Here is a 26,402-nt window from a genome sequence, read left to right on the forward strand (position 1 = left end):
AAGACAAATCGATTTAATTTCGTTATCGATAAGAGAATCGAAATAATGAACCTTCCGCCGATCCGGCATCTCGAAGCATTCATGGCGGTCGCCCAGGCGCGATCTTTTCGCGTTGCGGCCGAACGGCTGGCTCTTTCCCAGCCCGCGCTCAGCCAGAATATCGCGTTGCTGGAAGCCAATCTCGGGGTCAGCCTGTTCACCAGAAGCACACGAACGGTACGTCTTACGGCCGAAGGTCTCGGACTGCAGTCGCGCCTGGCCCCGATCCTCCCAGCGCTCCACGATGCCGTTGACCAGGTGCGGCACGGCGCGGATGCGGAAGCCAATCTCAGGCTGGGTATCCTTGCTTCGGCAGCGGTAAAATACCTGCCGGCGGCTCTCGCCCGGTTTCGTGAAGAATGCCCGGAGGTTCAGGTATTCGTTCAGGATGGCAGCGCCGATGGCCTGTTCGATCTCGTGCATCGCGGCAAGCTCGATCTGGCCGTCGCCAGCTTTCTGCCCCACGATGACAAGGACGTTCATTTCGAAAAGGTCATCGCTGACCCGTTCATGGCGGTCCTGCGCCGGGATCACCCACTTGCGGAACGCCATGAGGTAAGCTGGTCCGAACTTCTGGCTTATGATTTCATCGGCGCGAATACCGGAAGCGGCACTCGCCACGCGGTCGAGGAGGCGATGAAGACACGCAAGACCCCTATGCGGACGGTGATGGACTTCGGCCATTTTTCTGCGGTCGTCGGCATGGTCGAAGCCTGCATGGGTGTCACCGCCCTGCCGCGCATGAATTGCCCGTCAGACGATCATCCGCTTTTATGCGCGATCCGGCTGGTCGATCCCCCGGTTTTTCGCGATCTTGGTATTCTGACAAACAGTCGTGATGGCGGCGTCTCCCGGCAGGCCGGTCTTTTTCGCAACCATGTGATCGATGCGGCCCGCGTCTTGACGCTGGCGCTGGACGGCGGACCGGACGCCAGCCGCTAACGGCCATCGCAGCAGCTGCCAGATAGATCCATAGCCCCATCGACGTAGAGGCGAAGCCTGCAGAAAGTCGGAGCAATCCGAAGGCGGCTTGACGCTCCCCCGGATTGCAGGTGTTTGGGATATCGCTGCCGGCACTGGTAAAAATGTCGGGGGCTTCCGCGGCCGTCAGTCTGCGGATCTCCGCCTCGTTACGAAGTTAGGCGAAAAGCTCTCTCGCCAGCTGTTCGGCGAGATCGGACGGAAGCGACGAGACGACACGCTGTTCGCCATTGTTGCCCTTGTGGATGCCGCCGATACCGTCGCGCTTGGCGGTGATCATGCGGCCGACCACCGTATTCAGCGTATCCGGGTCGATCAGGATGAAGGCGCCGGTCGCACGGTTCTGCTCATAGGCGCCGGCATTGACCCTGAACATTAAAAGGGGGCACACATACAACAATCACGGTGATGATCGTCATGCGTACACGAACCATCCTCTTGGCCCAGTTCGCACGGTCGAAATTTCATCTAATATCAGCGGCTAAATTGACCGGTCGATATGGCTCAAGACCTTAGTTACGCTGGATTGTTCCTCTTGAAATCCCGCGAGCCCCATCTCCTGGACCGCAAACACCCTGTCTTTGGCGAGACAGGGCAGTCAGGACTATGCGTGTTGATCAGGCCGTTGACTATACCGGGGCGGAACGGTGCACCGAGCCGTCACTCACTCCATGATTTCGGTCTAAGACCCTCATGATCCTTGCTGCACAGTTCATGAGGGCATTGCCAAATCCAGCGCGCCGGTGTCTAAGCCCTCGGGCGTCGGCATAGGCAGACAAGGTATCCGAGATGTCGCGCGGTACCTTATGCCCTGTTCTTCGCGGGTCAACTCTGATCTCGCCTCTATTTCGCCCGGCAGAAATACTTCTCCGCCATCGGCTGACGACATCGCCTTGATCCCCGCGATCACCGCATCGACGCGAGCCTTGAACTGTTCGATCGGCAGGAAGCGGGTCACATCCAGAGCGATAATAGATGGCCGGTCCTAGAGGGCCCGGAAATATCGGTGATATCTCTAACTTCGCCGGTCAGCCCTGTTCCCGTCAGCACGCCGGTGAGGAGGTCGATGACCAATGACAGGCCCGCACCCTTCGCCCCGCCGATCGGGGCCAGGCTGCCCTTCAACGCTGCATGCGGATCCTCCGTCGGCTGACCGTCAGCGTCGACTGCCCAGCCGAGCGGAATTTTTTGTCCGGTAAGGGACGCCAGCCGTATTTTTCCGCGCGCGACGACTGAGGTCGACATGTCGAGAACGATTGGTGCTGGTTGCCGGCCGGAACGCCGAAGGCGATGGGATTGGTACCGACGAGAGGTACGCGCGTGTTCCACGGTGTTCGGTTTCACGCCGGCCTTTTTTGTTGCGGCTTCGCCGATGCGTTTTGGTGGGTAGGGGGGAGCTTAAGCAACTGATTTCGCGTTGTTTCGAGAGCCCGGGTCGATTGTTTGAACCCCGACAAGAGCTAAATGCAAACGTTGATTCAGCCATGCAAGTTTCATGCATATTGATTGTCCCGTCATATGGCTGTATGACTATATATGGTCATTGTTTTGGAGGTCAGATGTCAAGCATCAGTGTTGCCGAGGCAAAAGCCGGATTCGCTGCCCTTGTGGATAAAGCTGCGAAGGGTGAATTTGTTACGATCACGAGGCACGGAAAACCTGCTGCTGTGATCGTGAGTGTGGAAGCCGCAGAGGTCGCAAAGAAAGCACTGAAGAGGCCCCGGGCAAACTTCGGGGATTTCTTGTTGACCTTTCCGGGCGGAGCAGATCTCGAACGTGATCATTCCGAACCGCGCGATGTAGATCTGTGAACGGTTATCTGCTCGATACGAACATCATAAGCAAATTTGCGCCTGATAAGATCTCTCCCTCAGCTGAAGTTCGCGATTGGTTTCACCAACAAGGCATGGCGGACGCGCTGTTCTTGTCCGCAATGACAGTTGCTGAGATTGAGCGGGGTCTTCGATCACTTCATCGCCGTGGTGGTTTTGAAAGGGCGAAAAGGCTTTCGCTCTGGCTGGATTTTATTACTGGCGCCTTTGATGATCGTATCTTGCCGATGGATACTGTTGTCGCTCGCATCGCTGGATCTATGGAGGATGAAGCCAAAGGGAGAGGCCAAAACCCGGGCCATGGCGATATCATCATTGCTGCGACAGCTCGAGCATACGATCTGACGGTAATTACCGTGAATATGCGGCACTTTGAACCTTTGAACGTCGCGGTAGATCTCCCAGTTTTCTTCAATACCGATCGATCGAGCTAGAGAAATCTCTGAAACTGCGGGTCGAAGATTCGGGTCTGCTCAAGAGCGCAACACGGACGGAGTCAGGAACTTGAGTGACGCTGTTGCGTTCCTGAGGCATGGCGCAAAATACGTTCTGGAAGGGCTATCTCAAACTTTCGCTAGTCACGGCGGCGGTGACCCTGACGCCGGCGACGACCGAGAGCAAAAAGGTGCGGTTTCATGTGCTGAACCGCAAGACGAAGAACCGTGTCGAAAGTCGCTATCTCGACAGCGTGACCCACAGACAAGTGGCCGACAAGGACCAGGTCAAGGGCTTTCCAAAAGACGATGGCGACTACGTCCTGCTGGACGACGACGAGATCGATGCGGTTGGGCTCGAAAGCACCCGTTCAATCGACATCGACACTTTTGTCCCCCGCGCATCGATCGACTGGATCTGGTACGAAAAGCCGCACTTTCTGAACCCTGCCGACAAGGTCGGGACGGAAGCCTTCTGCGTCATTCGAGAGGCGATGGAAGCAAGCGGTGTTGTCGGCATCGCGAGACTGGTGCTTTATCGCCGCGAACGGGCAGTCCTTCTGGAGCCGAGCGGCAAGGGCATCTTGCTCTGGACGCTCCGCTATGGCGACGAGGTGCGCGAGCCAACCGAGACGATCGATATCAAGGCAAGGATCGATCGCAAGCTGCTGACGCTGATGACCGGCATGGTGGAAAAGCGCACCGAAACTTGGTCGCTGAAGCTGGTACAGGATCCAGTTCAGAAGCGGATGAAGGCGCTGATTGGCAAAAAAGAGAAGACAACAAAGCCAGCAAAGCGATCGAAGAGCCCGGCACCGGTGAAGTCGGAAGGCAACGTCATCAACATCATGGACGCGCTGAAGCAGAGCCTTGCCAAAGAAGGGGGAACGCGCGGTCCAAAATAACCCCTACCGCTTGCGAGCGGTCAGCGGCCTGGCTGAAGCAAAGAAGCCATCCCACGGATCTTTCGATAGCGCATCAAGCCGTGCCGGCGAATTGTCGATCGTAAAGTGAGCAGGACCGATATCTCTACCCAGCTCATCCCAGGCAAGCGGCATGGAGACAGCGCCCCCCGGTCGGGCCCGTGTCGAGTATGCCGCGACTGCCGTATTGCCCCGGCCGTTGCGCAGATAGTCGATGAAGATGCGGCCCTTGCGTTTCACCTTCGTCGCGGTTGCAAGATACAGGCTGGGGTCGTCAGCCGACAAGCTGTCAGCAAGTCCTTTCGCGAAAGCTTTCATCTGCGCCCAAGTTGCCTTCGGTTCGAGCGGCGAGACGACATGCAGGCCCTTGCCGCCGGATGTCTTGACGAAGGCTGCGAGCCCCGCAGCCTCGATCCGCTGCTTCAACTCGTATGCGGCGGCAATGACGTTTTCCCAAGGGACGTCCTCACCTGGATCGAGATCCATCGTCAGCATGTCAGGCTTCTCCCAATGATCTACCGTCGTTCCCCAAGGATGGATTTCTAGGGTCGCCGACTGGACGAGTGCTGCAAGGCCGTCGAAATCGACGACTCTAAGCAGCTTCTTGCCCGTCTTGTCCTTCGGATCGGAGACTTCGCGGACGTGAGCGTTCATGCCCTTCCAGCCATGTTTCTGGAAGAAGCGTTGGCGACCGGTGATACCATCCGGCGCACGCAGGAGAGACAACGGGCGATTGACGACGAAAGGCGCCATAAAGCGCCAGACCTGAGCGTAATAGTCTACGAGGCCTTGCTTGGTAACCCCGTCGTCAGGCCAGTAAATACGATCGGGATGCGTGAGCTTGACGGACGAGGTTGGGGTTCTCCGCTTCGGCGCGGCACCTTTCATCTCGCGCACAACGTCTTTCGGCACCTTGTCGTCTCGTAGCCCGCGGAACGAGGCGTGCCGGAGATTGCCGTTTGCGGACCAGGCCCTGAACTCCACCTCCGCGACCAGTTCGGGCCTGACGAAGACAAGATCGCGACGCGCCAGCGCGCTCAGCCTGTCATCGAAGGGGCTCGTTTTCTGCTGCAGCTTTTTGAGTTTGCCGCAGAGGTCCTGCGCCATGGCCGCGCTGTAGCCGGTCCCGACACGTCCGACATGGATGAACTTGCCATTCTCGTAGACGCCCATAGCCAGCGAACCGATCGCGTCAGGCGTCGCGGTCGAGGGCGCATAGCCGCCGATAACCAGTTCCTGGCGCTCGGAGCATTTCGACTTGATCCACTGGCCCTTGCGGCCCGAGACATATTTCCCGTCACGTTTCTTCGACACCACGCCTTCAAGGCTCAGCCGGCAGGCATGGGTCAGCACCAGCCCGCCGCTTTCACCGAAATGCGCGCTGTAGCGCAGGATAGAACCGTCCTTCTGATTGCCAAGCAACTGCTCCAGAAGCGCCTTGCGGTCAATCAAGGCCGCGTTGACCAGATTGTGGCCATCGAGATGGAGCAGATCGAAGGCGTAGTAAGCGAAGCGATCGCTACGTCCGTCGCTCAGGTCGCTTTGCAAGGCGGAGAAATCCGATGCGCCATTGTCGCGCTCGACGACGATTTCCCCGTCGATGATTGCCGTCGAAGCGGGCAGGGCTGCGAACGCTCCGCTGATCTTCACGCCGAACCGCTCGGTCCAGTCGAGACCGCTGCGGGTCAGCAGCGTCACTTGGCCATCTGCGATGTGAGCCTGCAGACGGTATCCGTCGAACTTGATTTCGTGGAGCCAGCCATCACCTGCCGGCGGTTTTGGTTTAAGCTTGGCCAAAGCCGGTTCGATGAAGTCGGGCATTTTCGCCTTGCTAGCGCCGGTTGGCCATTCGATGTCGTCAGAAGCCTGTGTAGAGCGGCTGGATCGGCGCTTGGCAACCGGCTTCGGCCGCTTCGCTTTTCCGTTATTTTCCCAGACTGCATCGGGATTTTTCGCAACGGCCTCGATCTTGCGACCGGTCTTGGCAGATTTAGGAAGCTGGTCGAGAATGTCCCTGGCGCCACGTCGGGCTTCGTCATCGTCGGCCTTGATGAGCAGCCAGTTCTCGCGCTTTTCCTCCGGTTTGCCCTGCATGCGCACCAGATGCCAGCATCCCCTTAGCTTCTCGCCGTCCAGTTCGAATTCGAGATGGCCTTTTCGATAGCCTTTCCTGGCATCGCCGACGGGCGCCCATGTGCCCCGATCCCAGACTATGACCGTGCCGCCACCATACTGGCCTTTCGGAATGATACCTTCGAAATCGCCATAGTCGAGCGGGTGATCCTCCACATGGACCGCAAGCCGCTTTTCCTCCGGATCGAGGCTCGGCCCGCGCGTGACAGCCCAGCTCTTGAGGACGCCGTCCATCTCCAGGCGAAAATCGTAGTGAAGCCGGGTGGCGTCATGTTTCTGGATGACGAAGCTGTTGCCCTTCGAAGCGCCCTTGACCGCCCGACGACCACGCGGTTCGGATGTCTCCTTGAATTTCCGTTTGGAATTGTAGGTTTGCAGCGCCATGGATCAGCTCGCCTTGCGCTGTTTCGTATTGGACTTCCTGGCGGTTGCCGCCTTGCGTTTGCCACCCGATTTCCCGCCCATCATGGCGCTTTCGCGAAGCGCATCCATGAGATCGATGACCTTGCCTTTCGGTTCGGCCTTGCGCTTCGGCGGTTTGCGGCCCTCCATCTTGGCATTGACCAGTTCGACCAGCGCCGCGTCATAGCGGTCATGATAATCCTCCGGCTTGAAACTGCCGGACTTGGTCGAGATAATGTGCTTGGCGAGCGTCAACATTTCTTTGTCGAACTTGATGTCCGGGATGTTCTTGAACGTCGTGGCCGCCGAGCGCACCTCGTAGTCGAAGTTCAGCGTCGTGGCGATGATGGCGCCATGTCCGTCGGGGCGGATCAGCAGCGTCCGGTTCCGTCGAAACAGAACGCCCTCGGCGATCGCCGCGACATTCTCGTCCGCCATCGCCCTTGCCAGCAACCGCAATGCTTCTGCGTCTTCCGGTTCGACGGGTGCAAGATAGTAGGGTCGATCGAAATAGAGTTTGTCGATCTCACCGCATTCGATAAAGCGCGACACCGTTAGAAGCTTGTCGCTCTCCGGCATCAGGTCGGCGATCTCATCGGGTTCGAGCACGATGTGACGACCACCTTCGGTCTCATAACCCTTGACCTGGTCGTCGCGATCGACTGGCTTTCCGGTTTTGCTGTCGACGAATTGCCGCTCGACACGGTTTCCGGTCTTCCTGTTGACGATGTTAAAGGATAATTTTTCGCTGGTGGAGACCGCAGTATAGAGCGCAACAGCGCAGCCGATTTCGCCGATCTTCAGGTGGCCTTTCCAGCTTGCCCGCGTCGCCATCTCAGTGCCTGTCTGTTGAGCCGGCTGTGCGATCCAGAGCAAGTGCCTGTTCTATCGCCGCGAGATCCTCGCTGGTAACCCCATCGTCCGTCATGGCTGGGACCGGGTCGCCGACAATCGCCTCCAGAACCTCACTGGAGGTGGCACCGTTGCGGATCGCCAGCTCGATGGCCTCACGGATCTCGCGTTCGGCTTTAAGCTGCGCAAACAGCGCTGCGATGACACGGTCGCGCGGATCAATGGGCTTTGTCGGGGTCGGATTACGCACTTGATGGAACGCCATAACAGCCACCGGCTCCAGTGATTAAATCAGCGGGATTAACAGGGGAAGACGGCTATTGGTTCCCCGCCATGCAGTGACCTGTGGGATATTGCTGGCTCGAGCTCACCCGGCAAAGACGGGATGGAGGCGCTGTGATAGGTCTTCGATGAACAGGCAGCAGAGATTTGATGCGATGAAGGCTCAATACGACATGTTCCCGAGCGACAACGCGCCGGCGGCAAATCCTGGCGGCGAACAGCTATCGCCGGCGAACTCCGGAAAGCTGGCAGACAGGGTGCCTACGGTCCCTCGCATGGACGAAGAGCAGATGGCTGCGCATCTGGCCGGGACCGGGCGCTACCGCATCCTGCGGAAACTCGAACCTCGGCCTGTCGCCACATCGATCAGGCCTGGATTTCCGCTGAGGGGTGTGATCCTCGATACGGAAACGACGGGGCTCAGTCACCGCAAGGACGAGATCATCGAGATTGGCGCCATCACCTTCACCTTCAACGAGCAAGGTGCGATCGGCGATGTCACGGGCATCTATGGTGGGCTTCAGCAGCCGACGGTATCGATCCCCGCCGAGATCACCAGACTGACCGGCATCACCGACGCGATGGTGGCGGGGCAGGTCATCGACATTGCTGCACTGCGAGCTCTGATCGATCCCGCCGATCTCATCATCGCTCATAATGCCGGTTTCGATCGGCCGTTCTGCGAGGCATTTTCACCGATCTTTTCGGATAAGGCCTGGGCCTGCTCGAACGCCGAGATCGAATGGTCGGCACGCGGCTTCGAGGGGACAAAGCTTGGCTATTTGATCGGGCAGGCGGGCTTTTTCCACGACGGGCATCGTGCGGTTGATGACTGTTTCGCGCTGCTTGAAGTCTTGGCTCGCCAGGACGAAGCCCAATTGTCGACGGCGTTTGCCGAGCTGCATCTTGCAAGTCAGCAATCACGGGTGCGGATCTTTGCCGAAAACAGCCCCTTCGATCTCAAGGACCATCTGAAGGCGAGGGGTTATCGCTGGTCCGACGGAAGTGAGGGGCGGCCGAAATCCTGGTGGATCGAAGTTGATGAGTCAGCGCTCGCCGACGAGCTCCATTATTTGCGCACGGATATCTATCGCTATCCGGAAGCTGATCCGCCGACGCGGCAATTGACGGCCTTCGATCGGTTTCGGGCCTGATGATTCAAACTTAGGCGTCTTCGCCATGCGGCATGCAAAATGTGCATGGCTGGACTGCGGCGAGGGGCCTTACTCGATTCAATAGGTCGTGTATAGCTAATCCCAACGAAGCGATGCACCTCCTCCCGCAAAGCTTCGTCAATCAGGTAGCCCACTCCTCCTCCCAAGGGTAGCCTGAATGGACAACGGCACTCCTCCTCCCAGCTGTTGTTCGATCAATTTGAAAAGCCTGCGCACTCCTCCAGCGCAGGCTTTTTCATTTCTGATTACATCCCAAAATCCAGCAGCGATTGGTCATCTTGACCATCTTCGCCCTGATCATTGGTGAGCGACGACAACGTCACGCCAAGCAGGCGCACCAAGCGTTTGAACGGAAAGACAGTCGCGGGTAGCCCGATTGCCGCCTCGAATATTTCGTTGCCATTGGCAAATGCGAGGCTGGTGGCCTTGCTGCGCGTCGCTTGGGTGAAGTCGGAATACTTAATCTTCAGGGTGACGGTCTTGCCGCGAAAACCTGGTCTCGCAATAGCTCCAGACCTTCTCTGCCAGCGGCTTCAGTTCGCTCGTCGCCAGCTCGAGATCATCGATGTCCTCACTAAACGTATCTTCAGCGCCGACGGATTGCCGAGCGGCAGGAGCCGGAAGTGTCGCTGCGGCAGACCGACAGACACAATGTCATCGAGGACTACAGCCATACCGGACTGACACTGCGGCAGCGTCCGGTAGCGTTTTTGCGCGAGGATCTGGCGGCTCGCAATATCATCACCTGTGCCGATGCGATGAGCGCACGCGACAGGCGCTGGGTCTACACGGGCGGTCTGGTTGTGGTCCGGCAGAAACCCGGCTCGGCCAAGGGTGTGATGTTCATCACCATCGGGGATGAGCCCGGCCCCGCCAATCTCGTCGTCTGGCCGACGTTGTTTGAAAAGCGCCGGCGGATCGTGCTGGGATCGTCGATGCTGGCAATCAACGGTCGGATCCAGCGGGAAGGGGAAGTGGTCCATCTGGTTGCCCAGCAACTCTTCGCTCTGAAACCGGATCTATCGGGCCTGGCGGATCGGGATGCGGAGTTCAGACTACCGGCGGGAAGGGGTGATGAGTTCGCTCATGGCGGAGGGCCGGACCCGCGAGATGCGTCGCGCTCAGTTCCCCGGCCCAAGGAGATGTACGATCCCGACCTCCATGTCGACACGCTAAAGGTCAAGGCACGGAACTTCCATTAAAATAAGCCCTTATCGTCGGTCGGAGGTTTGAATTGGTTCAAGACCAGGTAAAATCGTCGCGTTCACTATCACTATTCATGGTACCCGAAACGCAAGAAAGTCAGAAAGAGGATGCTGTCGCTCGTCGAGTTTGTGAAGCAGCAAAAAATCAAACCCGACGTTTTCTGCGAAAATCGGGGCTATTCACCCTTAGCCGTAGGGACAGCGGTTCGGCGACGTTCCGGTTGGAAGTCCGCGTCACTTACGGCCAGGCTAAAAGCTCAATTGTGGCTGCGGTCACGGGGCAAAAGTAACTATGAAGACGCATGGCCGATTTCTGAAATGAAACCAAAGCGGTCCCTGCTGGTTTGAACTGCCATCAGGGGGCCATCCGAATTCCGGCAGACGCCTCTTGGAACATCTGTTCGTCTTAGCCACTCGAAACTCAATGTCTATAGGGTGCCGGGCTTTCAAGAGACAGATGAAACACCGATCGCAGACGAAAATTCCCCAAGCGGTGGGAGAGGGAGGAACCGTGGTTCTAAAATGTTTCGAAGCCAGTTACGAGCCCGAGTGGATTTTGCTGATAGCAGGGCGCGATCCCGCTATGCGGCAAAGCCAAGTCACAGAACTCGAGCCTCATATGAACGAAATGCGGCTCCGCTCAATCATTGTTGCCGAGGTTTCCCCGACGGAGGCAATTGGTCTTTATGGCGCCTGCCGCTGCATTGTGTCTGCGCACACAGTGGCAAAAGCCTACCGTATCTCATTCGAACGCTTCACGCTCTCTATTGTGGAACGCAGTGGTTGCGTCAAATGGGTTGGACCGGCATTCACGAGCTTCCCAGCACTGATGTCTGTTATCGACGAGTTGCCCCTCCATGAAGCAGAAAACGCAACGAGAGGCCCCTCTCGATAATTCAAAGATGACGGAGAAATTGATACCGCTGACGACGACGTGTAACGGATCAGCGCGGTCTGCGTAGTCTTCTCCAGAGCATCGACCGCATAGCGCGTCTGCCCTTTGTAGGAATGAGATTCACGTCGCTCACAAGCCGTGCACCGCCTTCGCGTTTTTCAAGCGTAATCTTTCTGCTGTGGAATGCCTCCAGTTCCGCCCTGTGGCCCACGCTCAGGATGGTAACTTGCGGCATTTCGTCGATCACCGTCTCCATGATCTGGTCCTGGCTCTTGTCATCAAGCGCCGAGGTGGCTTCGTCCAGCACGACGATGTCGGGATTGTTGAGGAGCAGGCGAGCAAAGGCCAGCCTCTGTTTTTCCCCGCCAGAGAGCGTGTGATCCCAAGGGGCGTCCTCCTCGATCTTATCTGTCAAGTGGCCGAGGCCCACCTTGTCGAGGGCTGCGCCAATCTCGTCAGCATTCCACCGGTCGGCATCCTGCGGATAGGCGACGGCCCGGCGTAATGTTCCGGTCGGGATATAGGGCTTCTGCGGAAGCATGAACAAACGGCTATCGGCACGGAACGTCACGCTTCCTTCACCCCAGGGCCAGAGGCCGGAGATCGCCCGCACAAGCGTACTCTTTCCGGATCCGGATTCACCGGCGACGAGCACACGTTCTCCTGGTTCGATATCAACTTCGGTTTCTTTCACGACTGCCTTTCCATTGCCCAGAGATACTGAAAGGTCATGGAGGCTCAACATCGTCTCCCCGTGTGCCTCCCCTCGCGTTATGCGGCCCAAACGGTTGCTAGTCTCGGCACGTTCAAGACCGTCAAGCGACATCATAAGCGACGCAACGCGGCGCGCGCATGCATTCCAGTCCGCCAGGCGCGGGTAATTGTCCACCAGCCAGCCAAAAGCGGTCTGGACGATCGTGAACGCTGAGGCCGCTTGCATGACTTCCCCAAGCGACATGCTCCCATCGAGAAATTTCGGCGCGCAGAGCAGGACCGGCACAACGGGCGCAATCAGCATGGAACCATGCGACACGAGCGTCGTGCGCATATACTGCTGTGCGAGCTTGCGCCATTGGTGGCGAACCTTCTTGAACGTCCGGTCGAGATCGTTGCGCTCTTCTTCTTCGCCTCCCAGCAGTGCTATGCTTTCTCCATTCTCACGAACACGCGTCAGCGTGTAGCGAAATTCGGCCTCCACCTGGTTCTTGACCTCGGATACCTGGACGAAATTGCGTGCGATATAGGCTATAGATCCCGAGGTTACAAAGGCATAGATAACGGCGGCAACGACGAGAAAGCCGGGGATCGTTATATATGATCCGCCTATCGGCAGGGTCAGGGCGCCACCGATTGTCCAAAGGACGAATATGAAGGTTGATGCAGACAGGAATGCGGAGATGACACCGGATACGAAATCGACCGGCGATTCCGTCGCGATCCGCATGTCCTCGGATATCCTCGCTTCGGGATTTTGATGATCTCCGCCGATAAGGTTCAACTGATAGTAACGGCCATTGGCAAGCCAGCGCGCGATCAATGTCTTTGTAAGCCAAGAGCGCCAGCGCCTTTGAATGAGCATTCGGACAAGGACCTGGAGGGTGACTAGCGTAACGCTGCCAAGGACCAGGGGCGGGAACAGGGCACCGAGATAGTAGACAGTGGACGCGTTACGCTGCTCGATCGCGTCGAAGATTTCGCGGTTCCAGACATTTATACCGTACTGGAAACCCACGTTGAGACCGATCAAGGCAAAGAGCCCGATCGAAACAGGCCACGCGATCTTGTCCCCGCGGCGGCTCCAGTATCCGCGCGCACTGATCCAGAAGCGTTTCAGGAGGTAGGCCTTGCGGGCCTGCTCCGCGTCCTCTTCGGATAACTGAGGCTCCAGCTCGATGGCATCTGGCACGGGCTCGGTTTCGCCGGCCCGGTCATCTTTGCGCACCTGGCCATCAGAACGAGGCTCTCTGGTACGCTCTTTGGAAACAGGCGCTATTTTCCCATCACTCATGAGCGCCACAACGGATGATGGTATAAAAGGTTTCACACGCATCCAACGGCTAGAAAAAAGCGCCGGCCTCGCGCACGCAACGGTCGCCATAGCGCGAGGAACCATGCCCAATGAGAAGGCGTTAAGGGCGTCAAAGCAGCAGTATGCGAGGGGTTCCGGTTCATGCGCGCGTCTCAGGATGGCCCACTCACACATCGTCAGAAGCTGCGTCGCGACCAACCGTTGTGGCTCGCCACCGCCCGAACTTCCTTACGGGCACGGCAAACTCCGACATCCGATCGATTTGACGTAGTCATTGTCGGGGCGGGTATCAGCGGAGCGCTGATGGCACACGCACTTTGCGGCAAGGGATTGCGGATCATGGTGATCGATCGACGTGATCCGGTGCGTGGCAGTAGTGCCGCAAGCACCGCAATGATACAACACGAAATCGATGTACCGCTTCATCGTCTGACCAGAAGCATCGGGCGAGAGAAGGCGTCTCGGGTCTGGCGCAGGTCGGCTCGTGCGGTCGAGGATCTGAAGAACCTTAATCGGGACCTCGATCTGAGATGCGCCTTCCAGCCGCGTCGGGCTCTTTTCCTTTCCGGTAGCCAGTATGGTGAACGTGCCTTAAAGGTCGAGGTAAACGCGCGCAAAAGCGCCGGGATCGACGCGGAATTTCTGGATGAAGCCACGTTGCTGGACAAGCACGGTATCGGGCGGAGCGCTGCGATCGACAGTGCGGTTTCCGCCTCCGCAAATCCCGTCCAGATGACCACGGCTATTCTTCGGGCGGCCCAAAAGCAGGGGGTCGAGATCGTGTCCGGATTGGAGATCACCGATCTTCGTGAGGCAGGCGACCTTGTTTTCCTTGCAACAGGGCAGGGCAAGATTATTGCCTCACGACATGTTGTCTTCTGCACTGGTTACGAATTTCTCGAATGCCTGAAAAGTAAGAGGCACAGGCTTGTCTCGACATGGGCGCTGGCAAGCAAGCCGCGATTGAAACGACCGGAGTGGCTCGACGAGTATCTCGTCTGGGAAGGCTCTGATCCCTACCTGTATTTTAGATCGACCGCTGATGGTCGGGTCATCGTCGGCGGGGAGGATGAGGAGGGTGACCATGCATACCAGAGCCCGACGAAAGCCAGGCAGAAGGCGGAAATCCTTCGAGAAAAGCTGCTCGATCTCACCGGTATCGCCTTGGGCACGCCGGATTTCGCATGGTCAGCTGCATTCGGGGTTACGCCAAACGGGTTGCCGATGATCGGCCCTGCACCCGGAATGCAAAACGTGTTCGTTTCGATGGGTTTCGGCGGCAACGGCATCACCTTTTCCAAGATAGCGGCTGACCTGATATCCGCGCATGTCCTTGGGCATCAGGATCCGGACTGGTGTCTGTTTCCGGTGACTTAGCCGGGAAAAATTGCTGCACAATGGGGAGGAGGCCCAAGTGGCGCATCATTCGAAGGCAGATGAATTCAGCGAGATCCACAGGTTTTCGGTGGGCATAGGGCGCGGCGCGGCCGGGGCACTCCTGTTCGGATTGCCGATGCTCATGACGATGGAGCTATGGCAGCTTGGCTTTTCCATGGATCGCCATCGGCTCCTCATACTCGTTACCATCAACTGCCCTTTGCTGGTGGCATTAGCCCATATCGTTGGCTTCGAGAAAACCCGTACTTTCTTGCAGGCCTGTCGGGATGCCATGGTTGCATATGCGCTTGGCATCTTGATAAGCGCCTTCATCCTGTTCCTGTTCGGCGATCTCAAATCGACCATGCCGGTTTCGGAAATCCTCGGAAAAACAGCTTTGCAGGCGGTGGCGGCAAGTATCGGTGCGCTGCTGGCACGATCACAGCTTGCCGATACGTCCGGGGCCGAAGCTGCCGGCGAGGAAGAGCAGGGCAATTCTGAGGGTGCCTTGAAGGATCGGATGTCTGGCAGTTATGGCCACGAACTCTTCCTGATGGCTGTAGGTGCCCTGTTTCTCAATCTCAATGTCGCGCCCACGGAGGAGATCATCCTGATTTCCTACAAAATGAGTGCTGGGCACGCGATTTTAATGATTTTGGCCTCAATCGCGATCATGCACGCATTTGTCTATAGCGTGTCGTTCAAGGGTGCACATTCTATGCCCGCATGTGTTCCCTGGTGGCACGTCATTGTTCGGTTCACATTGCCCGGCTACATTGTTGCTATGGCCGTCAGTCTCCTGGTGCTCTGGCTGTTCGGTCGGCTTGACGGCAAGGCGATGAGCCAGATCTTGCTTTCGTCCGTAGTTCTGAGCGTCCCCGGCGCCGTAGGGGCCGCCGCCGCCCGGCTCATTCTTTAATGGAGGTCATAATGGGAAATGGGACAAGTATCGAGCAGCGAAACGCCCATTGGATCGAGTGGGCCACCGGAAGTGCCTGTGCATTACTCGTGCTCTCGATGATAGCTTTCTTTTGCTGGGAAGCTCTTACGGACAAGGCATTGCCGCCGGAATTGGGAATCCAGCAGACGAGCGGCGCTCCGATCTCGGGTGGATACCGCGTGACATTCGACGTAACCAACGGATCGACAACAACGGCCGCGGACGTTGTCGTAAGAGGCGAGATCATCGATGCAGGCCAGCCTGTCGAGTTCGCCGATATCGTCTTTGATTATGTTGCAGCCGAATCCCGTTCTTCCGGTGCCATGTTTTTTTCGCAAGATCCCGGCAATCGTGAGGTGCGAATTCGTCCGCTCGGCTACACCAATCCGTAATGTCCTCACCCGGTGGCGGACCTGTAGTAAAGGGCGCGGCCGAGAAGCCTTGACGATGACCTGCGGCTCATGGGTCTGCCGGACTTGCGGAACAAGTTCAGTCGAGGCACGGGCTGCACTGCAGCCGGTTGAAAAGGTCAACCATTCTCCTTGCGACTGACGACAATCCGATGAATCTGTATCCTGTCAGGAAGCTCAATGAGCAATTCCCGATCGCGCTCAAGGTGATGCAATGTCTCAGGATCGCCTTTGGTGAAAGCAGTCATAGCTTCAACATCTGCCCAATAGGAGATTGTCGTAAACCATGTCTCGGTCTGGCGGTCCTCACGCAGAAGCTGAACACCAAGTGCGGACTTTTCGAGTGGGGGTACCCCTTCCGCACGATTGTAGGCCTCGTACTCATCCGCAAGCTCGGGGCGGGTCCGACCACGCCATATGCGCGCGATGGTGGGATGCGTGGTCATGGCTATATCGGCCTCCCGGCCCTGGTTTCGAAAACTAGTGGAATAACCGCTAGCAGCGGTCGACGTAACGGTTGCCATTTCGGTCGCGATAGTAGCACTGACCGGGCTGGCCCGCGACGTTGCCGATTAGCGCTCCAGACACGCCGCCGATAGCAGCACCAACTGCCGCTCCTCGTACGTTTCCTGTGGCAACCCCGCCAATCACGGCACCGCTGGCAGCCCCGATACCGGCTCCTCGCTCGGTCGACGAACATGCCGTCAGCGACAGTGCTGCGAGCAGCGGTATGATCAATCTGGCCATGTAACCCTCCTGTGATATCAGGTGCCAACGGGTATAGGATGGATGGGTTGCACCGCATGGCGCGAGAGTCGCAAAACGTCTGGCGGAGCAGCTAAAAAAAAAGGAGCTTGGCCGTTGGACGTCTTCTGTGCGCGACGCCATCGGCGGCCTGCCGGTATAAATGCCTTCCCGAGCTAAGCTTCGACCACCGAGGCGAAGCAAAACCGCGCGACCAACGGCAGATGATCGGATGCGATCCTTGCGCGTGCCATTCTAATTGGAGACATACTCGTCATTTCCAGATGTGCCGAGTGGAAGATGTGGTCCAGCCGTAGGATCGGAAAGCGGGAAGGAAAGGTCGCAGGCAGACGCTGCCATCTCATCCCGGCTCGAACCTCCGTCTTCATCGTGATGCTTCTGAATAAGGCCGATGAAGGGATGGCATTCAGATCACCACCGAAGATCGTGGGACGCCGCCGGCAGCGTTCGCTTCCCATCCAGTCGGGTCCAAGCAGTTCGGCTACCTGCGCCATACGCTCCGCGGATCGCAAGCCGAGGTGGGTGTTGATGACGTTGACCGTTTGATCGCCCACCGTCACCTCGGCCCAGATCGCGCCGCGTGGCTCCCCGACTGAGGGCAAGGGTCCGGAACGAACAAGCTGAATGGGATGAGGGGTGAGGATTGCATCGCCATAACGCTCGTTTTCGACATGCATTGCGGCGTTGAAGTGGTGAGACATCTCAAGGAGAGACGCGAGTTCGTGTGCCTGGTCGATATTACCGGTTCGCAGACGTCCCACATCCAGCTCCTGCAACATGACGATATCGGCGTCCAACGCCCTGATGACGTCGGCAACACGGCCGACATCGAGCTTGCGGTCGGTGCCGACACAACTGTGGACATTGTAGGTCAGGACGGAGAAGGATTGCCGTGGATGTTCGCTCATGGTCGAGGGAACCCACCGGCCATGATTTTCGTTCCAGCACGCTAAACGAGCTTTGGAATGATGATCCTGCGATACGCCTTCAAAATAGTCATAGTCCTTGCCATCGCCGGCGCCTGCTATCTCCTGTGGCAAACGCTGAGCAAATACACATTCGATGAGATATACGAGGCGTTGCTTGAGATACCAGGCGACCACCTGGCGCTCGGGCTCTTCTTCGCGTTCGCGTCCTACGGATGCCTGTCGATGTTTGACGCGTTGGCAATCCGCTATGTGGGAAAGAAGCTGCCGATATGGCAGACGACACTAACCTCATTCGTTGCGCTTTCGCTCGGTCACAATATAGGCGTTGCGGCGCTCAGTAGCGGTGCGATACGCTATCGCTATTACTCCCGTTGGGGTCTGACAGCCGCAGAGGTCGGTCTCGTTGTTACCTTCTGCGGGGTCACGGTCGCACTCGGACTGGCAACGCTTGGAAGTGCATCGCTGTTCTTGCGAACACAAGACGCTTCTGACCTTACCGGTATTGGCCGCCAAGGCATCCTGATCCTAGCCTGGATCGCAGCAATCATCCCCGTGCTTTATCTCGGTGCTGCTGCGTTTTCACGACGCTCTGTGACGGTTCGTGGACAGGTCTTGAAGCTGCCGAATGCGAAGCTTGCGATCATGCAGATACTGGTCGGAACGACGAATTTCGCACTCGTTGCCGCAAGCCTGCACCAGATGCTTTCTGCTCTGTCGGACGCGAACTATCTGAAGGTTGCCGCGGCATCCATCATTGCAAACATAGCGGCAATCATCAGCCATATCCCGGGCGGGGTCGGCGTACTCGAGGCAACCGTCGCCGCTATCCTGCCAGGCGCTCAGTCGATTGCGGCGGTTATCGCTTTCCGGGTCATCTACTACTTCCTGCCTCTCGCCGCAGGGCTTAGCCTTCTAGCGGTCAGCGAAATCGCGCTTCCGGCCAAAAAGGCGGAGGAAGTTTCGAGCACGGGTTGAGGCAAGGCGTTTCGCGACCATGACGGCACCGGCAAATATCGATGTCCCCGACGGATCAACTATAGGTGTGGCGAGAGCAGGGGACGTCGATCCTTCTTTCAGGTCGACGTCGAAATGTCTGAAGCCGCGAGACGTAGGCGGGTTGTTGGCTCGGATTGTCTCCTGCAGCGAGCAGGTCCTCACAAACGTCGAGCTGACCGCATCCGCGGACACCCCCATATGCTCCGCCATCAGTCTGTTGCGTAGACTTGCGATCGCTTGGCGCTCCTCGACATTTCTGGCGACAAACGAGAGATCGGCTTCCGTGTCAAAGTGCTCCGAACGGTGGTTCAGGTTCGACGACCCGATTCGAACGAATTCGTCGTCAACGATCATCAGCTTGGAGTGGATAAGGACTTCCTGCTCGTTGCCGGTCACTTCGTCCGGAACGACCGCGTACATGACCCATAGTCGATCATGTGCGTCCTGTCGTTTGAGCTTACGAATGATGCGGCTTCGGTTGCGTCCCATGATCTGGCGTTCGATCCAGCCATGGGAGATGCGCGTGACGATTACGACGATTTCTGGCGCATCAGAGGATCTCAGCCGCGCGGCCAGAGCCTCGGCAATGCGAAAAGAGGCAAGATACTGGGCCTCGATGTAGATGTGCGACCTGGCTGCGGCAATAGCTTCGATAGCCAGCTTCACAGACTGACTTTCCGCGCCCTTTAATCGTCTATCGGTCACGGAGAGTGCGACCGCGATGTCGGTCAAGTCTGCAATTCCAGAAGTTCGCTCCTCACTCGACATATCTGTCTCGCGGACATCCGCAACGTCCTCGCCCGTCGTCCGGCACCAGCGGGCTCGAGCAAGATCCTGGATTGCCCTCGCTACTTTCCCTTCCACCATCGCCTGGATGTCGTGCACCGGCTCGTATCGGGTTCCATCCAGCTTGACGCGAAGAGGGTTCTCGGGAAGGTGTCGACTGTCGTCCCAGCGTCCTTCGGTCAGGTCAATCCCACCAATGAATGCGCGATCTCCGTCGATTACGACCATTTTCTGATGATGGGATGCCATGAATGGATGGGCAAAGTCGAAGCGAATATCGACACGAGGGTGACTGAGGAGCCCAGTCCGACGGAATATCTTCAGCGACTTTCCAGAATAGATCGGCCCCATACCCCAGACAAGGATCCTGATCGTAAGGTCGGGCGCGTTCTCGAGTTGCGATAACAAGAGTTCGTCCAGCCATGTCGGCTCAACGCATTGTGGTGTCAATCGGATACGGGCGTTGAAGTCCCAGCCGACGATCCATATCTGCCGCCTTGCCTGGCGGATTGAACCGGCCAACTCAGAAAAATATTCACATCCATCGACAAGAAACTTCAGACTGTCTGCTTGTTCGACGTGGCACACGTTGTGCCCGATCCGGAATAAATGCTTGTCCATGCCTGTGCGCAGATGCCCCTGAAACAACCTCTACAATTCCGATGGTGGCCAAAAGTTCCGCATTTATAGGGACATACCGATGTTTTGGCGCTGCTAAGCCGATGTGCAAAAAGAGCTTTGGAGGCCAAGTCCCAATCAGCGCGAAAGCCCGTTTTAACATAATGTTCGCCTTGGAGACGTTATCACAGCAACTGCCGGCGATATCGCCCGTCACCTGATTAATCCTCCAGTGCCACTTGTCGTTACGTTTAGAAATACTAATGTTCCGTTTAGGCAATTTGTTTGCCGGCAAGGAAAGAGTGAATTATGCCGCGGTACAACCTGCATATAAAAGACGGCAAGGAGGCCAAGGTCGCGATTGACGCGGGTAGCTCCCACGAGGCAATCGACAATGGTGTAACAGCACTCGCAAAGTTCGCCTTCAGGCACTTCCCGCCGCCTGAAAATCTCTCAATCGCAATTACCGATCACCATGAGAAGCCTGTTGCGACCGTCAGTTTCAAATTTAAAATCGACTACGCCCCTGGCATCCTCGGATGAATTTGCGCAAGGGCTGTAGAGCATAGTCCAACTCGACGCATCTTCCGCATTGGTCTTCGAAAAAGTCGCTTCAAGCCGAAATCCTGTTGGCAAAGATGGCATCGCGATCCTCCGGTTCGACGAGACATCCGCACGCCAAAAACTTGTTATCGCGAAAAGAAGTTCGACTTCGCCACGTCAATCAGCTCGTCTCCACGGCCGTTCATTACCGTCTTGGCAGCCCACAGGCTCATGCCCATAACTTGCGCGGCCTTGATCTTTGGCGGGATGGACAGTTCTTGGGAATTGATGGCAACGTCGAGAAGCGCCGGTCCCGGATAGCGGAGGAGAGCCTCCACGCTTTGTTCAAGTTCAGCCGGATCCTCTACCCGGACCGCATGTATGCCGGCTGCGCGCGCGACTGCGGCGAAGTCAGGATTTTCAAGGTCCGTGCCGGTTTCAAGATAGCCAGCCGCTTTCATCTCCATGGCCACAAACCCTAGCGAGGAATTGTTAAAGACGACAATTTTGACCGGGAGATCTTCCTGCTTGAGGGTCAAAAGGTCACCCATCAGCATGGTAAAGCCGCCATCACCGGACATGCTGATAACCTGCCGGCTTCTATTTGTCGCTTGAGCTCCGATCGCCTGTGGCAGTGCATTGGCCATGGATCCATGAACAAGAGAGCCGATCATGCGGCGTTTGCCGTTCATCTTGAGATAGCGTGCGGCCCAGACGGTTGGCGTGCCCACGTCGAATGTGAAGACCGCATCCTGCGCTGCCTGTTCACTCAGCAGTCGGGCAACGTGTTGTGGATGGATTTTTCCTCCCGCCTCACCTGTCGCAAGCTCATCCAGGCCATCACGCGCCTTTTCGTAGGCGGCCAGGCAGCGTTCCAGGTGCTTGATCTTGGTTCGCTCTTCAAGTTGTGGCAGGAGTAGGTTGAGCGTTGACTTCACATCCCCGACTATCGCGAGATCCAGCGGGGTTCTGCGACCGAGGTTTTCTGGCCGGATGTCGACTTGCGCGATTTTTGCGTCCGAGGGATAGAACTGGCGGTAGGGGAAGTCGGTGCCGAGCATCAGCAGCGTGTCGCATTCCAGCATTGCCTTGTAGCCGGATGAAAAGCCGATCAAACCTGTCATCCCGACATCGTACGGATTATCCCATTCCACATGCTCCTTGCCGCCGAGCGCATGAACGATCGGAGCCTTGAGGCGGGATGCAAGTTCGACGCCTTCATCATGAGCGTTTTCGCAGCCGCGGCCGCACAGGAGGGTGACCTTTGAACTTTCGCGCAAGAAGGCGACCAATTCGTCGATCTGCTCTTCTTCCGGAACGACACGCGGAAGGGCGGGCTTGAGCGCTGCGGTTGACGAGATCTTGGCTGCAAAGTCAGCCAGAGCGATATCGCCCGGCACGACCACCACGGCTACGCCGCGTTTTCCAACCGCGGTCCGGATCGCCGTTTCCAGCACGCCCGGTAATTGTTCTGGCTGGCTGACTAATTCGCAGTAATGGCTACATTCCCGAAAGAGCTGGTCAGGATGTGTTTCCTGAAAATAGCCGCGACCAATCTCCTCTGACGGAATCTGTGCTGCGATAGCTAGGACCGGGACGCCTGATCGATGGCAATCGAAAAGACCGTTGATCAAGTGAAGATTGCCGGGGCCGCAGCTTCCTGCACAAACTGCAAGATCGCCCGTTATATGCGCCTCGGCACCGGCTGCGAAGGCTGCAGTCTCTTCGTGGCGAACGTGGACCCAATCGATGTCGCCACGCTTGCGCAGGGATTCCGTCAGGCCGTTCAGGCTGTCGCCGACCACACCGTAGATTCGCTTGACCCCGGCAGCATGCAGGATTTCGGTCATGATATCGGCAACCTTGGACTTCATCGGCTGACTCCATTGGCAAAGTGTTTAGACGCGTTCGCGTCAAAGCTTGGGGGAGCAACGAGTTCCCTATGGCGGCTTACCTACCGTACAAGGCGGCGGCCGTCTCGAGACCCAGAGCCTTTGGGCTAACGCCCTGCAGACCAGTCTTGATAAATGTTCTGCCACCGATTGGTAACATTCGACATGGAAACGAACGGATGACAGTCTTGAAACCGCTTGAACTCCCTTCATACCGCTCAGAGAAACCGACGGTTCACCTCGGTTGTGATCATGGGTATTGCCACGGCGGTGGCGGTAGGCAGTCGCAGCACGCGAATGATCTTTCCAAGCGCAAAGGTTATTCCGACTGTAGCGGCAATCTTCAGCCAGGGATCGGTTGATGCCGGTCGATGAGCGATGTCAGACTGATCGTGTATCTCCGCCAATCTCAATCTAAGGTGTGAAACTTCCTGCCGAAGTATGGCTAACTCCTGCAGAAGGTCTTTCTCTTCGCTCGGGCGAACTTTTGGTTTGGGGACGCTTGGAGTGGCCATGGGGTCCTGCGTTCGTTTGTACGATAAGGCTTGCGACCGGGATGGCTCCCGGCCACGGTTTGGTCTTATCCGAAGGTAAGATTAAGGCTGATCGGAACGGCCGATAGTGCCTTCGACACAGGGCAGGCGGATTTCACCTCTTCGGCAATCCCGGCAAATGTCGCTTCATCCGTTCTCGGTACCGATCCGCGCAGGTTGAGTTCGATGCCAGTGATTTCGAACCCGTCACCCACCTTGTCGAGCGTGACCACGGCTTTGGTATCGAGGCTGTCTGCGATCAGGCCGGCTTCGCCAAGCGACTTAGAGAGCGCCATGGTGAAGCAGGCAGCGTGCGCCGCGCCGATCAGTTCTTCCGGATTGGTGCCTGGCACGCCTTCGAACCGGGTGTTGAAGCCATAGGGCTGCGACTGCAAGGCGCCGCTTTCCGTCGAAACATGTCCCTTGCCGTCTTTTAGTCCGCCGACCCAGTGTGCAGAGCCATTCTTGTTGATAGCCATCGTGTGTCTCCTCGTCTTTTCGTTGCGAGGGATCAACGGACTATCGACGAGCTACGTTCCGGGCAGACCGACAAAATCTCCACGCCCGTGCGTGGTCGATGACTGTAACTTTTTGATCCTTCGCGCGTTGGGCAGCACGCCAATGCGAGAGAAGCACAATGGAAAGACTGGTTCACACGGTGATGCAGACGCTTGGACCTTTCGGCATCGCGCTTCTCATGTTTCTGGAAAACATCTTTCCGCCCATCCCGTCCGAACTGATCATGCCGCTTGCCGGTTACCTCGCGACGCGCGGTGAAATGAATATCCTGATCGTCATCGCGTCGGGCACTGTCGGCTCCCTGCTCGGGATTTGGCCTTGGTACTTCCTTGGGCGAAAGCTCGGGCATGAAGGGGTAAGGAGGTTCGCTTCGCGGCACGGTCGATGGCTTACAATGTCGTCATCGGATGTCGATGCAGCGGCGGAGCGGTTCAAGCGCCACGGCAAAGTCTCTGTCCTCGTCGGACGGCTTGTTCCGACCATACGCACGTTGATATCCGTGCCTGCAGGCGTTGAGGCAATGTCGCTCGGACAATTCCTCGCACTGTCGGCCATTGGGACATTCATCTGGACCACAGCGCTGGCGACGGCGGGATATTTGCTGGGTCAAGCCTATGGCGTCGTCGCGGACTATGTCGATCCGGTCTCGACCGCTGTGCTTGTCCTCCTCATCACCATCTACATCTACCGGGCCGCAACCTACAGGGATGAGCGCGCATGAATGATTGGACCACCGCCTTGGGCATCCAGCTCGACTTCGTGCCGCATCTGGTGGCACTCCTCTTCGCCTATGTTCTTGCTCTGCCGATCGGCTGGGACAGGGAGCGCAACGAGCGCAGTGCAGGACTGCGTACCTTTCCGCTCGTCGCAATTGCAGCCTGCGGTTTCATCCAGGCAGCCGAAACCGTAACTGCCGGCAATGCCGAGGCAACTGCGCGCGTTGTCGAGGGGTTGATCAATGGTGTCGGATTCATCGGCGGCGGTGCTATTCTCGTCGGCAAGGCAAGCACACGCGGGACCGCTACAGCGGCCAGCCTGTGGGCCACGGGCGCGATCGGCGCCGCGGTCGGACTGGGTGCCTACGATATCGCCAGCGTCCTTTCCATCGTTACCTTTGCCACGCTGAGAGTGATGGGGAATTTCAAATCGACCAAGAGCGACGAAGATGTTTCTTCTTGAAGAATGCTTATATTCACATCTGCATCCCACGCCCCGTCCATGAAAAAAGGGCAGAAAAGCCCGGCGCGTGTACCGGGCTCCAAACATGTCGCTGCCATCTTAGTGGCGATGTTCGGGCATCTGCTTGAGTCGATCCTTCGTCCAGGATGTAACGGCTTGAACATCGCCGTCCTCGTCACGCATGAATTGCAGATCGCTCAATTGAACGGCCACGGGCTTGGCCCCGATCCCGAGAAATCCGCCGACATCGATGATCGCCGTACTGCCTGCGCCTGATCCGTGGATATGGTCGACCGTGCCGACCTTGTGATCATCGGCGCCATAAATCGTCGCGCCCTCCAGAACGGTAGGCGTCAGTTCCGTTGTGCTCAGTCGAACATGATTGGTGTGGTCCATGGTGCTTCCCCCTTGCTGTTATCGACAGGAAACGAACCTCATGGATATGCTTTTGTTCCGCTCGCGATCGTCACGCCACGGCTTTGGAGCGGAGGATACTTCTCAGATCCGGTGCAAATCGTTGAGACCACGGTGGGCAGCTATCGCCTGGCGCATTGCCGGTATGGTGTCATTGCCTTCACGAAACAGATTGATAACGATCGCTGCTGCCAGTTCAGCTTCAGTGCTGTCCTTGGTAATATTTGCGAGAGCGATCCATTCGGTGAAGGCGGTGTCAACGATATGGAGTTCGGTCGGTCCAAATCGGGTCTCTAGGAATTTTTTCATGGGATGCGCCTGTGGTGATCGCGGCGGCAAGTGGGGCGCAAATTACGGATAGTCAAGGAGGTGAGCAGCCTTCTGTCATTGGCAGGCAGGGTCCAACTTTTGTCTTTTATAATGCGTCGGATCGGCCGATTTCGACCGAGACACCCAGAAGCCAGCCACCCGTGGTCAATACGGCCAGTAGTAATGCAAGCGACGGACCGAAGTCTGCGGCTGCAATATGTGTAATTCTGGCGAGATTGCTGACTGAGAGAAATTCGTTGAGCATCGTATGCACACACTTTCTGATTGAATTTTGCATCCACAGAACGTCAATGATGACCAGACGTTCCGAGCCCTTTTAAAACTCGCACTTTGAGGGCGTTCACAAATTCGTATGAGAAGCGGCGCCCGAATTACGCTGAGCTAAAAACGTGAGATATTGCCCGAATTGGAAGAGAACTTACTGCCTTGTCGTGCTGCCCGCCGGTTGGTTGGTCTGCGTTTCGCCACCGGTTCCACCGCTTGCATGCGGTGTTTCATCGGCCTTAGCCGGAACCGCAGGTTGGTGTGACTGGATAGAGCCTGGAGGCGTGGCTTCTCCAGCGGTTGAGTGTTTCTCCGAAGGCGAATCTGTAGACTCGCCCCATATTTCCGTGCCGAGCCACACGATCAGGGCCAGCGCAAGCCCTATGACCAACACCGCCAAAACTGGGCGTCCGCAGCTGCCTTGGCGCGCTTGAGTGGCATTCTCCACAACCTTTCGATCCTGCATTTCGATTTCCCTGTTAGTATCGACCGAACGCAGTTTGCTCGTCCAGCCGAGAGATGGATCACGACGGAGGCGCTGTCACACTCGACTTCTCATCGACATGTCCAAATCGGTCGGTCATCCACCATTGCAATGTGAAAACGGCTGCCACAAAGGCTGCTGACACAATCAGAGTTGCGAGATTTGGGCGGAACTTGATTGGCTTCATTGCCTGAAAACGGGTGGCGAGCTGCCAAGTTCCACATAGTGTCTGGACATGCTT

The 26,402-nt window shown here is 57.2% G+C and carries 25 protein-coding genes and 3 pseudogenes; 13 read left to right on the forward strand and 15 right to left on the reverse strand.

Annotated elements, in window-relative coordinates:
- Positions 1-45 precede the first annotated feature (45 nt).
- On the forward strand, positions 46-981 hold the full coding sequence (locus AC0JZ4_RS21595) for a LysR family transcriptional regulator (protein ID WP_471888537.1): 936 nt from the start codon (positions 46-48) through the stop codon (positions 979-981).
- 118 nt (positions 982-1,099) lie between these two features.
- Here AC0JZ4_RS21595 and AC0JZ4_RS21600 read toward each other — a convergent pair.
- Both AC0JZ4_RS21600 and AC0JZ4_RS21605 read right to left on the reverse strand, forming a co-directional pair.
- Positions 1,100-1,372, reverse strand: a pseudogene (locus AC0JZ4_RS21600) (sulfate adenylyltransferase subunit CysN); the annotation flags it as partial.
- A gap of 602 nt (positions 1,373-1,974) precedes the next feature.
- Complete coding sequence (locus tag AC0JZ4_RS21605) at positions 1,975-2,265, reverse strand: Ldh family oxidoreductase (protein ID WP_471888538.1); 291 nt, start codon at positions 2,263-2,265, stop codon at positions 1,975-1,977.
- Between the two features lie 314 nt (positions 2,266-2,579).
- On the opposite strand from AC0JZ4_RS21605, the gene AC0JZ4_RS21610 reads away from it, so the two are divergent.
- The 3 genes from AC0JZ4_RS21610 (at position 2,580) to ku (AC0JZ4_RS21620) (ending at position 4,191) form a co-directional block, all read left to right on the forward strand.
- A complete protein-coding gene (locus AC0JZ4_RS21610; RefSeq protein WP_471888539.1) occupies positions 2,580-2,831 on the forward strand; it encodes a type II toxin-antitoxin system Phd/YefM family antitoxin in 252 nt (83 codons plus the stop codon).
- Positions 2,828-3,286, forward strand: coding sequence for a PIN domain-containing protein (locus AC0JZ4_RS21615; RefSeq protein WP_471888540.1), 459 nt, complete (start codon positions 2,828-2,830; stop codon positions 3,284-3,286). Before AC0JZ4_RS21610 ends, AC0JZ4_RS21615 begins: the two co-directional genes overlap by 4 nt.
- A 98-nt stretch (positions 3,287-3,384) precedes the next feature.
- A complete protein-coding gene (ku, locus tag AC0JZ4_RS21620; protein ID WP_471888541.1) occupies positions 3,385-4,191 on the forward strand; it encodes a non-homologous end joining protein Ku in 807 nt (268 codons plus the stop codon).
- 3 nt (positions 4,192-4,194) lie between these two features.
- On the opposite strand, the gene ligD is transcribed toward ku (AC0JZ4_RS21620), so the two are convergent.
- From ligD to AC0JZ4_RS21635, 3 genes are read right to left on the reverse strand one after another with little or no spacing between them, the layout of a single operon-like run.
- Complete coding sequence (gene ligD / locus AC0JZ4_RS21625; protein ID WP_471888542.1) at positions 4,195-6,726, reverse strand: DNA ligase D; 2,532 nt, start codon at positions 6,724-6,726, stop codon at positions 4,195-4,197.
- Between the two features lie 3 nt (positions 6,727-6,729).
- Positions 6,730-7,578, reverse strand: coding sequence for a non-homologous end joining protein Ku (gene ku / locus AC0JZ4_RS21630; RefSeq protein WP_471888543.1), 849 nt, complete (start codon positions 7,576-7,578; stop codon positions 6,730-6,732).
- Between the two features lies 1 nt (position 7,579).
- Positions 7,580-7,861: a hypothetical protein gene (locus AC0JZ4_RS21635; protein ID WP_471888544.1), complete on the reverse strand. Its 282-nt coding sequence runs from the start codon at positions 7,859-7,861 to the stop codon at positions 7,580-7,582.
- A gap of 292 nt (positions 7,862-8,153) precedes the next feature.
- Here AC0JZ4_RS21635 and AC0JZ4_RS21640 point away from each other — a divergent pair, with 292 nt between their 5' ends.
- Positions 8,154-9,032, forward strand: coding sequence for a 3'-5' exonuclease (locus AC0JZ4_RS21640; protein WP_471889059.1), 879 nt, complete (start codon positions 8,154-8,156; stop codon positions 9,030-9,032).
- Between the two features lie 266 nt (positions 9,033-9,298).
- Here the strand turns inward: AC0JZ4_RS21640 and AC0JZ4_RS21645 are convergent.
- A pseudogene (locus AC0JZ4_RS21645) lies at positions 9,299-9,620 on the reverse strand (DinB/UmuC family translesion DNA polymerase).
- Positions 9,621-9,652: 32 nt separating this feature from the next.
- Here AC0JZ4_RS21645 and AC0JZ4_RS21650 point away from each other — a divergent pair.
- A pseudogene (locus tag AC0JZ4_RS21650) lies at positions 9,653-10,255 on the forward strand (OB-fold nucleic acid binding domain-containing protein); the annotation flags it as partial.
- A gap of 947 nt (positions 10,256-11,202) precedes the next feature.
- On the opposite strand, the gene AC0JZ4_RS21655 reads toward AC0JZ4_RS21650, so the two are convergent.
- Positions 11,203-13,161: an ABC transporter ATP-binding protein/permease gene (locus AC0JZ4_RS21655; RefSeq protein WP_471888545.1), complete on the reverse strand. Its 1,959-nt coding sequence runs from the start codon at positions 13,159-13,161 to the stop codon at positions 11,203-11,205.
- A 162-nt stretch (positions 13,162-13,323) separates the two neighbouring features.
- Here AC0JZ4_RS21655 and AC0JZ4_RS21660 point away from each other — a divergent pair, with 162 nt between their 5' ends.
- The 3 genes from AC0JZ4_RS21660 to AC0JZ4_RS21670 are packed head-to-tail and all read left to right on the forward strand — an operon-like array spanning position 13,324 to position 15,891.
- Positions 13,324-14,559 (forward strand): NAD(P)/FAD-dependent oxidoreductase, encoded by a 1,236-nt coding sequence (locus AC0JZ4_RS21660; protein ID WP_471888546.1) that lies wholly within the window; start codon positions 13,324-13,326, stop codon positions 14,557-14,559.
- A gap of 37 nt (positions 14,560-14,596) precedes the next feature.
- The gene (locus AC0JZ4_RS21665) at positions 14,597-15,478 is read left to right on the forward strand and encodes a TIGR02587 family membrane protein (RefSeq protein ID WP_471888547.1); all 882 of its coding nucleotides are present in this window, start codon (positions 14,597-14,599) and stop codon (positions 15,476-15,478) included.
- 11 nt (positions 15,479-15,489) lie between these two features.
- Positions 15,490-15,891, forward strand: a complete 402-nt coding sequence (locus AC0JZ4_RS21670; protein ID WP_471888548.1) for a TIGR02588 family protein — start codon at positions 15,490-15,492, stop codon at positions 15,889-15,891.
- 137 nt (positions 15,892-16,028) lie between these two features.
- Here the strand turns inward: AC0JZ4_RS21670 and AC0JZ4_RS21675 are convergent, their stop codons facing one another.
- The 3 genes from AC0JZ4_RS21675 to AC0JZ4_RS21685 form a co-directional block, all read right to left on the reverse strand.
- Positions 16,029-16,355 carry an antibiotic biosynthesis monooxygenase family protein gene (locus AC0JZ4_RS21675; protein ID WP_471888549.1) on the reverse strand — a complete coding sequence of 109 codons (327 nt, stop codon included), beginning with the start codon at positions 16,353-16,355 and terminating at the stop codon, positions 16,029-16,031.
- A 49-nt stretch (positions 16,356-16,404) separates the two neighbouring features.
- Entirely contained in the window at positions 16,405-16,656 is a 252-nt protein-coding gene (locus tag AC0JZ4_RS21680; RefSeq protein ID WP_471888550.1) for a glycine zipper family protein, read from the reverse strand.
- A 173-nt stretch (positions 16,657-16,829) separates the two neighbouring features.
- Positions 16,830-17,582: an endonuclease/exonuclease/phosphatase family protein gene (locus AC0JZ4_RS21685; RefSeq protein WP_471889060.1), complete on the reverse strand. Its 753-nt coding sequence runs from the start codon at positions 17,580-17,582 to the stop codon at positions 16,830-16,832.
- A gap of 243 nt (positions 17,583-17,825) precedes the next feature.
- On the opposite strand from AC0JZ4_RS21685, the gene AC0JZ4_RS21690 reads away from it, so the two are divergent.
- Positions 17,826-18,578 (forward strand): UPF0104 family protein, encoded by a 753-nt coding sequence (locus AC0JZ4_RS21690; protein WP_471888551.1) that lies wholly within the window; start codon positions 17,826-17,828, stop codon positions 18,576-18,578.
- Here AC0JZ4_RS21690 and AC0JZ4_RS21695 read toward each other — a convergent pair.
- The gene (locus AC0JZ4_RS21695; RefSeq protein ID WP_471888552.1) at positions 18,516-20,006 is read right to left on the reverse strand and encodes a phospholipase D-like domain-containing protein; all 1,491 of its coding nucleotides are present in this window, start codon (positions 20,004-20,006) and stop codon (positions 18,516-18,518) included. The genes AC0JZ4_RS21690 and AC0JZ4_RS21695 overlap by 63 nt on opposite strands.
- Before the next feature lie 306 nt (positions 20,007-20,312).
- Between AC0JZ4_RS21695 and AC0JZ4_RS21700 the strand changes: the two genes are divergently transcribed.
- A complete protein-coding gene (locus AC0JZ4_RS21700) occupies positions 20,313-20,546 on the forward strand; it encodes a hypothetical protein (RefSeq protein ID WP_471888553.1) in 234 nt (77 codons plus the stop codon).
- Between the two features lie 146 nt (positions 20,547-20,692).
- Here the strand turns inward: AC0JZ4_RS21700 and poxB are convergent, their stop codons facing one another.
- Both poxB and AC0JZ4_RS21710 read right to left on the reverse strand, forming a co-directional pair.
- Positions 20,693-22,420, reverse strand: a complete 1,728-nt coding sequence (gene poxB, locus AC0JZ4_RS21705; RefSeq protein WP_471888554.1) for a ubiquinone-dependent pyruvate dehydrogenase — start codon at positions 22,418-22,420, stop codon at positions 20,693-20,695.
- 598 nt (positions 22,421-23,018) lie between these two features.
- A complete protein-coding gene (locus AC0JZ4_RS21710; protein WP_471888555.1) occupies positions 23,019-23,450 on the reverse strand; it encodes an OsmC family protein in 432 nt (143 codons plus the stop codon).
- A 158-nt stretch (positions 23,451-23,608) separates the two neighbouring features.
- On the opposite strand from AC0JZ4_RS21710, the gene AC0JZ4_RS21715 reads away from it, so the two are divergent.
- Together AC0JZ4_RS21715 and AC0JZ4_RS21720 are read left to right on the forward strand one after the other, a co-directional pair.
- Positions 23,609-24,211, forward strand: a complete 603-nt coding sequence (locus AC0JZ4_RS21715) for a DedA family protein (protein WP_471888556.1) — start codon at positions 23,609-23,611, stop codon at positions 24,209-24,211.
- Entirely contained in the window at positions 24,208-24,669 is a 462-nt protein-coding gene (locus tag AC0JZ4_RS21720) for an MgtC/SapB family protein (RefSeq protein ID WP_471888557.1), read from the forward strand. Before AC0JZ4_RS21715 ends, AC0JZ4_RS21720 begins: the two co-directional genes overlap by 4 nt.
- A 99-nt stretch (positions 24,670-24,768) precedes the next feature.
- Here the strand turns inward: AC0JZ4_RS21720 and AC0JZ4_RS21725 are convergent, their stop codons facing one another.
- Together AC0JZ4_RS21725 and AC0JZ4_RS21730 are read right to left on the reverse strand one after the other, a co-directional pair.
- On the reverse strand, positions 24,769-25,065 hold the full coding sequence (locus AC0JZ4_RS21725; RefSeq protein WP_471888558.1) for a PRC-barrel domain-containing protein: 297 nt from the start codon (positions 25,063-25,065) through the stop codon (positions 24,769-24,771).
- 102 nt (positions 25,066-25,167) lie between these two features.
- On the reverse strand, positions 25,168-25,392 hold the full coding sequence (locus tag AC0JZ4_RS21730) for a hypothetical protein (protein ID WP_471888559.1): 225 nt from the start codon (positions 25,390-25,392) through the stop codon (positions 25,168-25,170).
- Positions 25,393-26,402: the final 1,010 nt, after the last annotated feature.

The sequence above is a fragment of the [Rhizobium] kunmingense genome (assembly GCF_977018605.1).

Bases quoted from the DNA above. Each gene is read 5' to 3' on its own strand.
- AC0JZ4_RS21720 (WP_471888557.1), top strand. From the start codon at position 24,208: ATGAATGATTGGACCACCGCCTTGGGCATCCAGCTCGACTTCGTGCCG.
- AC0JZ4_RS21640 (WP_471889059.1), top strand. From the start codon at position 8,154: ATGGACGAAGAGCAGATGGCTGCGCATCTGGCCGGGACCGGGCGCTAC.
- AC0JZ4_RS21690 (WP_471888551.1), top strand. From the start codon at position 17,826: ATGTTTGACGCGTTGGCAATCCGCTATGTGGGAAAGAAGCTGCCGATA.
- AC0JZ4_RS21700 (WP_471888553.1), top strand. From the start codon at position 20,313: ATGCCGCGGTACAACCTGCATATAAAAGACGGCAAGGAGGCCAAGGTC.
- AC0JZ4_RS21605 (WP_471888538.1), bottom strand. From the start codon at position 2,265: ATGTCGACCTCAGTCGTCGCGCGCGGAAAAATACGGCTGGCGTCCCTT.
- AC0JZ4_RS21635 (WP_471888544.1), bottom strand. From the start codon at position 7,861: ATGGCGTTCCATCAAGTGCGTAATCCGACCCCGACAAAGCCCATTGAT.
- AC0JZ4_RS21670 (WP_471888548.1), top strand. From the start codon at position 15,490: ATGGGAAATGGGACAAGTATCGAGCAGCGAAACGCCCATTGGATCGAG.
- AC0JZ4_RS21675 (WP_471888549.1), bottom strand. From the start codon at position 16,355: ATGACCACGCATCCCACCATCGCGCGCATATGGCGTGGTCGGACCCGC.
- AC0JZ4_RS21695 (WP_471888552.1), bottom strand. From the start codon at position 20,006: ATGGACAAGCATTTATTCCGGATCGGGCACAACGTGTGCCACGTCGAA.
- AC0JZ4_RS21730 (WP_471888559.1), bottom strand. From the start codon at position 25,392: ATGAAAAAATTCCTAGAGACCCGATTTGGACCGACCGAACTCCATATC.
- AC0JZ4_RS21715 (WP_471888556.1), top strand. From the start codon at position 23,609: ATGGAAAGACTGGTTCACACGGTGATGCAGACGCTTGGACCTTTCGGC.
- AC0JZ4_RS21710 (WP_471888555.1), bottom strand. From the start codon at position 23,450: ATGGCTATCAACAAGAATGGCTCTGCACACTGGGTCGGCGGACTAAAA.
- poxB (WP_471888554.1), bottom strand. From the start codon at position 22,420: ATGAAGTCCAAGGTTGCCGATATCATGACCGAAATCCTGCATGCTGCC.
- AC0JZ4_RS21595 (WP_471888537.1), top strand. From the start codon at position 46: ATGAACCTTCCGCCGATCCGGCATCTCGAAGCATTCATGGCGGTCGCC.
- AC0JZ4_RS21610 (WP_471888539.1), top strand. From the start codon at position 2,580: ATGTCAAGCATCAGTGTTGCCGAGGCAAAAGCCGGATTCGCTGCCCTT.
- ku (WP_471888543.1), bottom strand. From the start codon at position 7,578: ATGGCGACGCGGGCAAGCTGGAAAGGCCACCTGAAGATCGGCGAAATC.
- AC0JZ4_RS21685 (WP_471889060.1), bottom strand. From the start codon at position 17,582: ATGAGCGAACATCCACGGCAATCCTTCTCCGTCCTGACCTACAATGTC.
- AC0JZ4_RS21680 (WP_471888550.1), bottom strand. From the start codon at position 16,656: ATGGCCAGATTGATCATACCGCTGCTCGCAGCACTGTCGCTGACGGCA.
- ku (WP_471888541.1), top strand. From the start codon at position 3,385: ATGGCGCAAAATACGTTCTGGAAGGGCTATCTCAAACTTTCGCTAGTC.
- ligD (WP_471888542.1), bottom strand. From the start codon at position 6,726: ATGGCGCTGCAAACCTACAATTCCAAACGGAAATTCAAGGAGACATCC.
- AC0JZ4_RS21660 (WP_471888546.1), top strand. From the start codon at position 13,324: ATGCGCGCGTCTCAGGATGGCCCACTCACACATCGTCAGAAGCTGCGT.
- AC0JZ4_RS21655 (WP_471888545.1), bottom strand. From the start codon at position 13,161: ATGAGTGATGGGAAAATAGCGCCTGTTTCCAAAGAGCGTACCAGAGAG.
- AC0JZ4_RS21725 (WP_471888558.1), bottom strand. From the start codon at position 25,065: ATGGACCACACCAATCATGTTCGACTGAGCACAACGGAACTGACGCCT.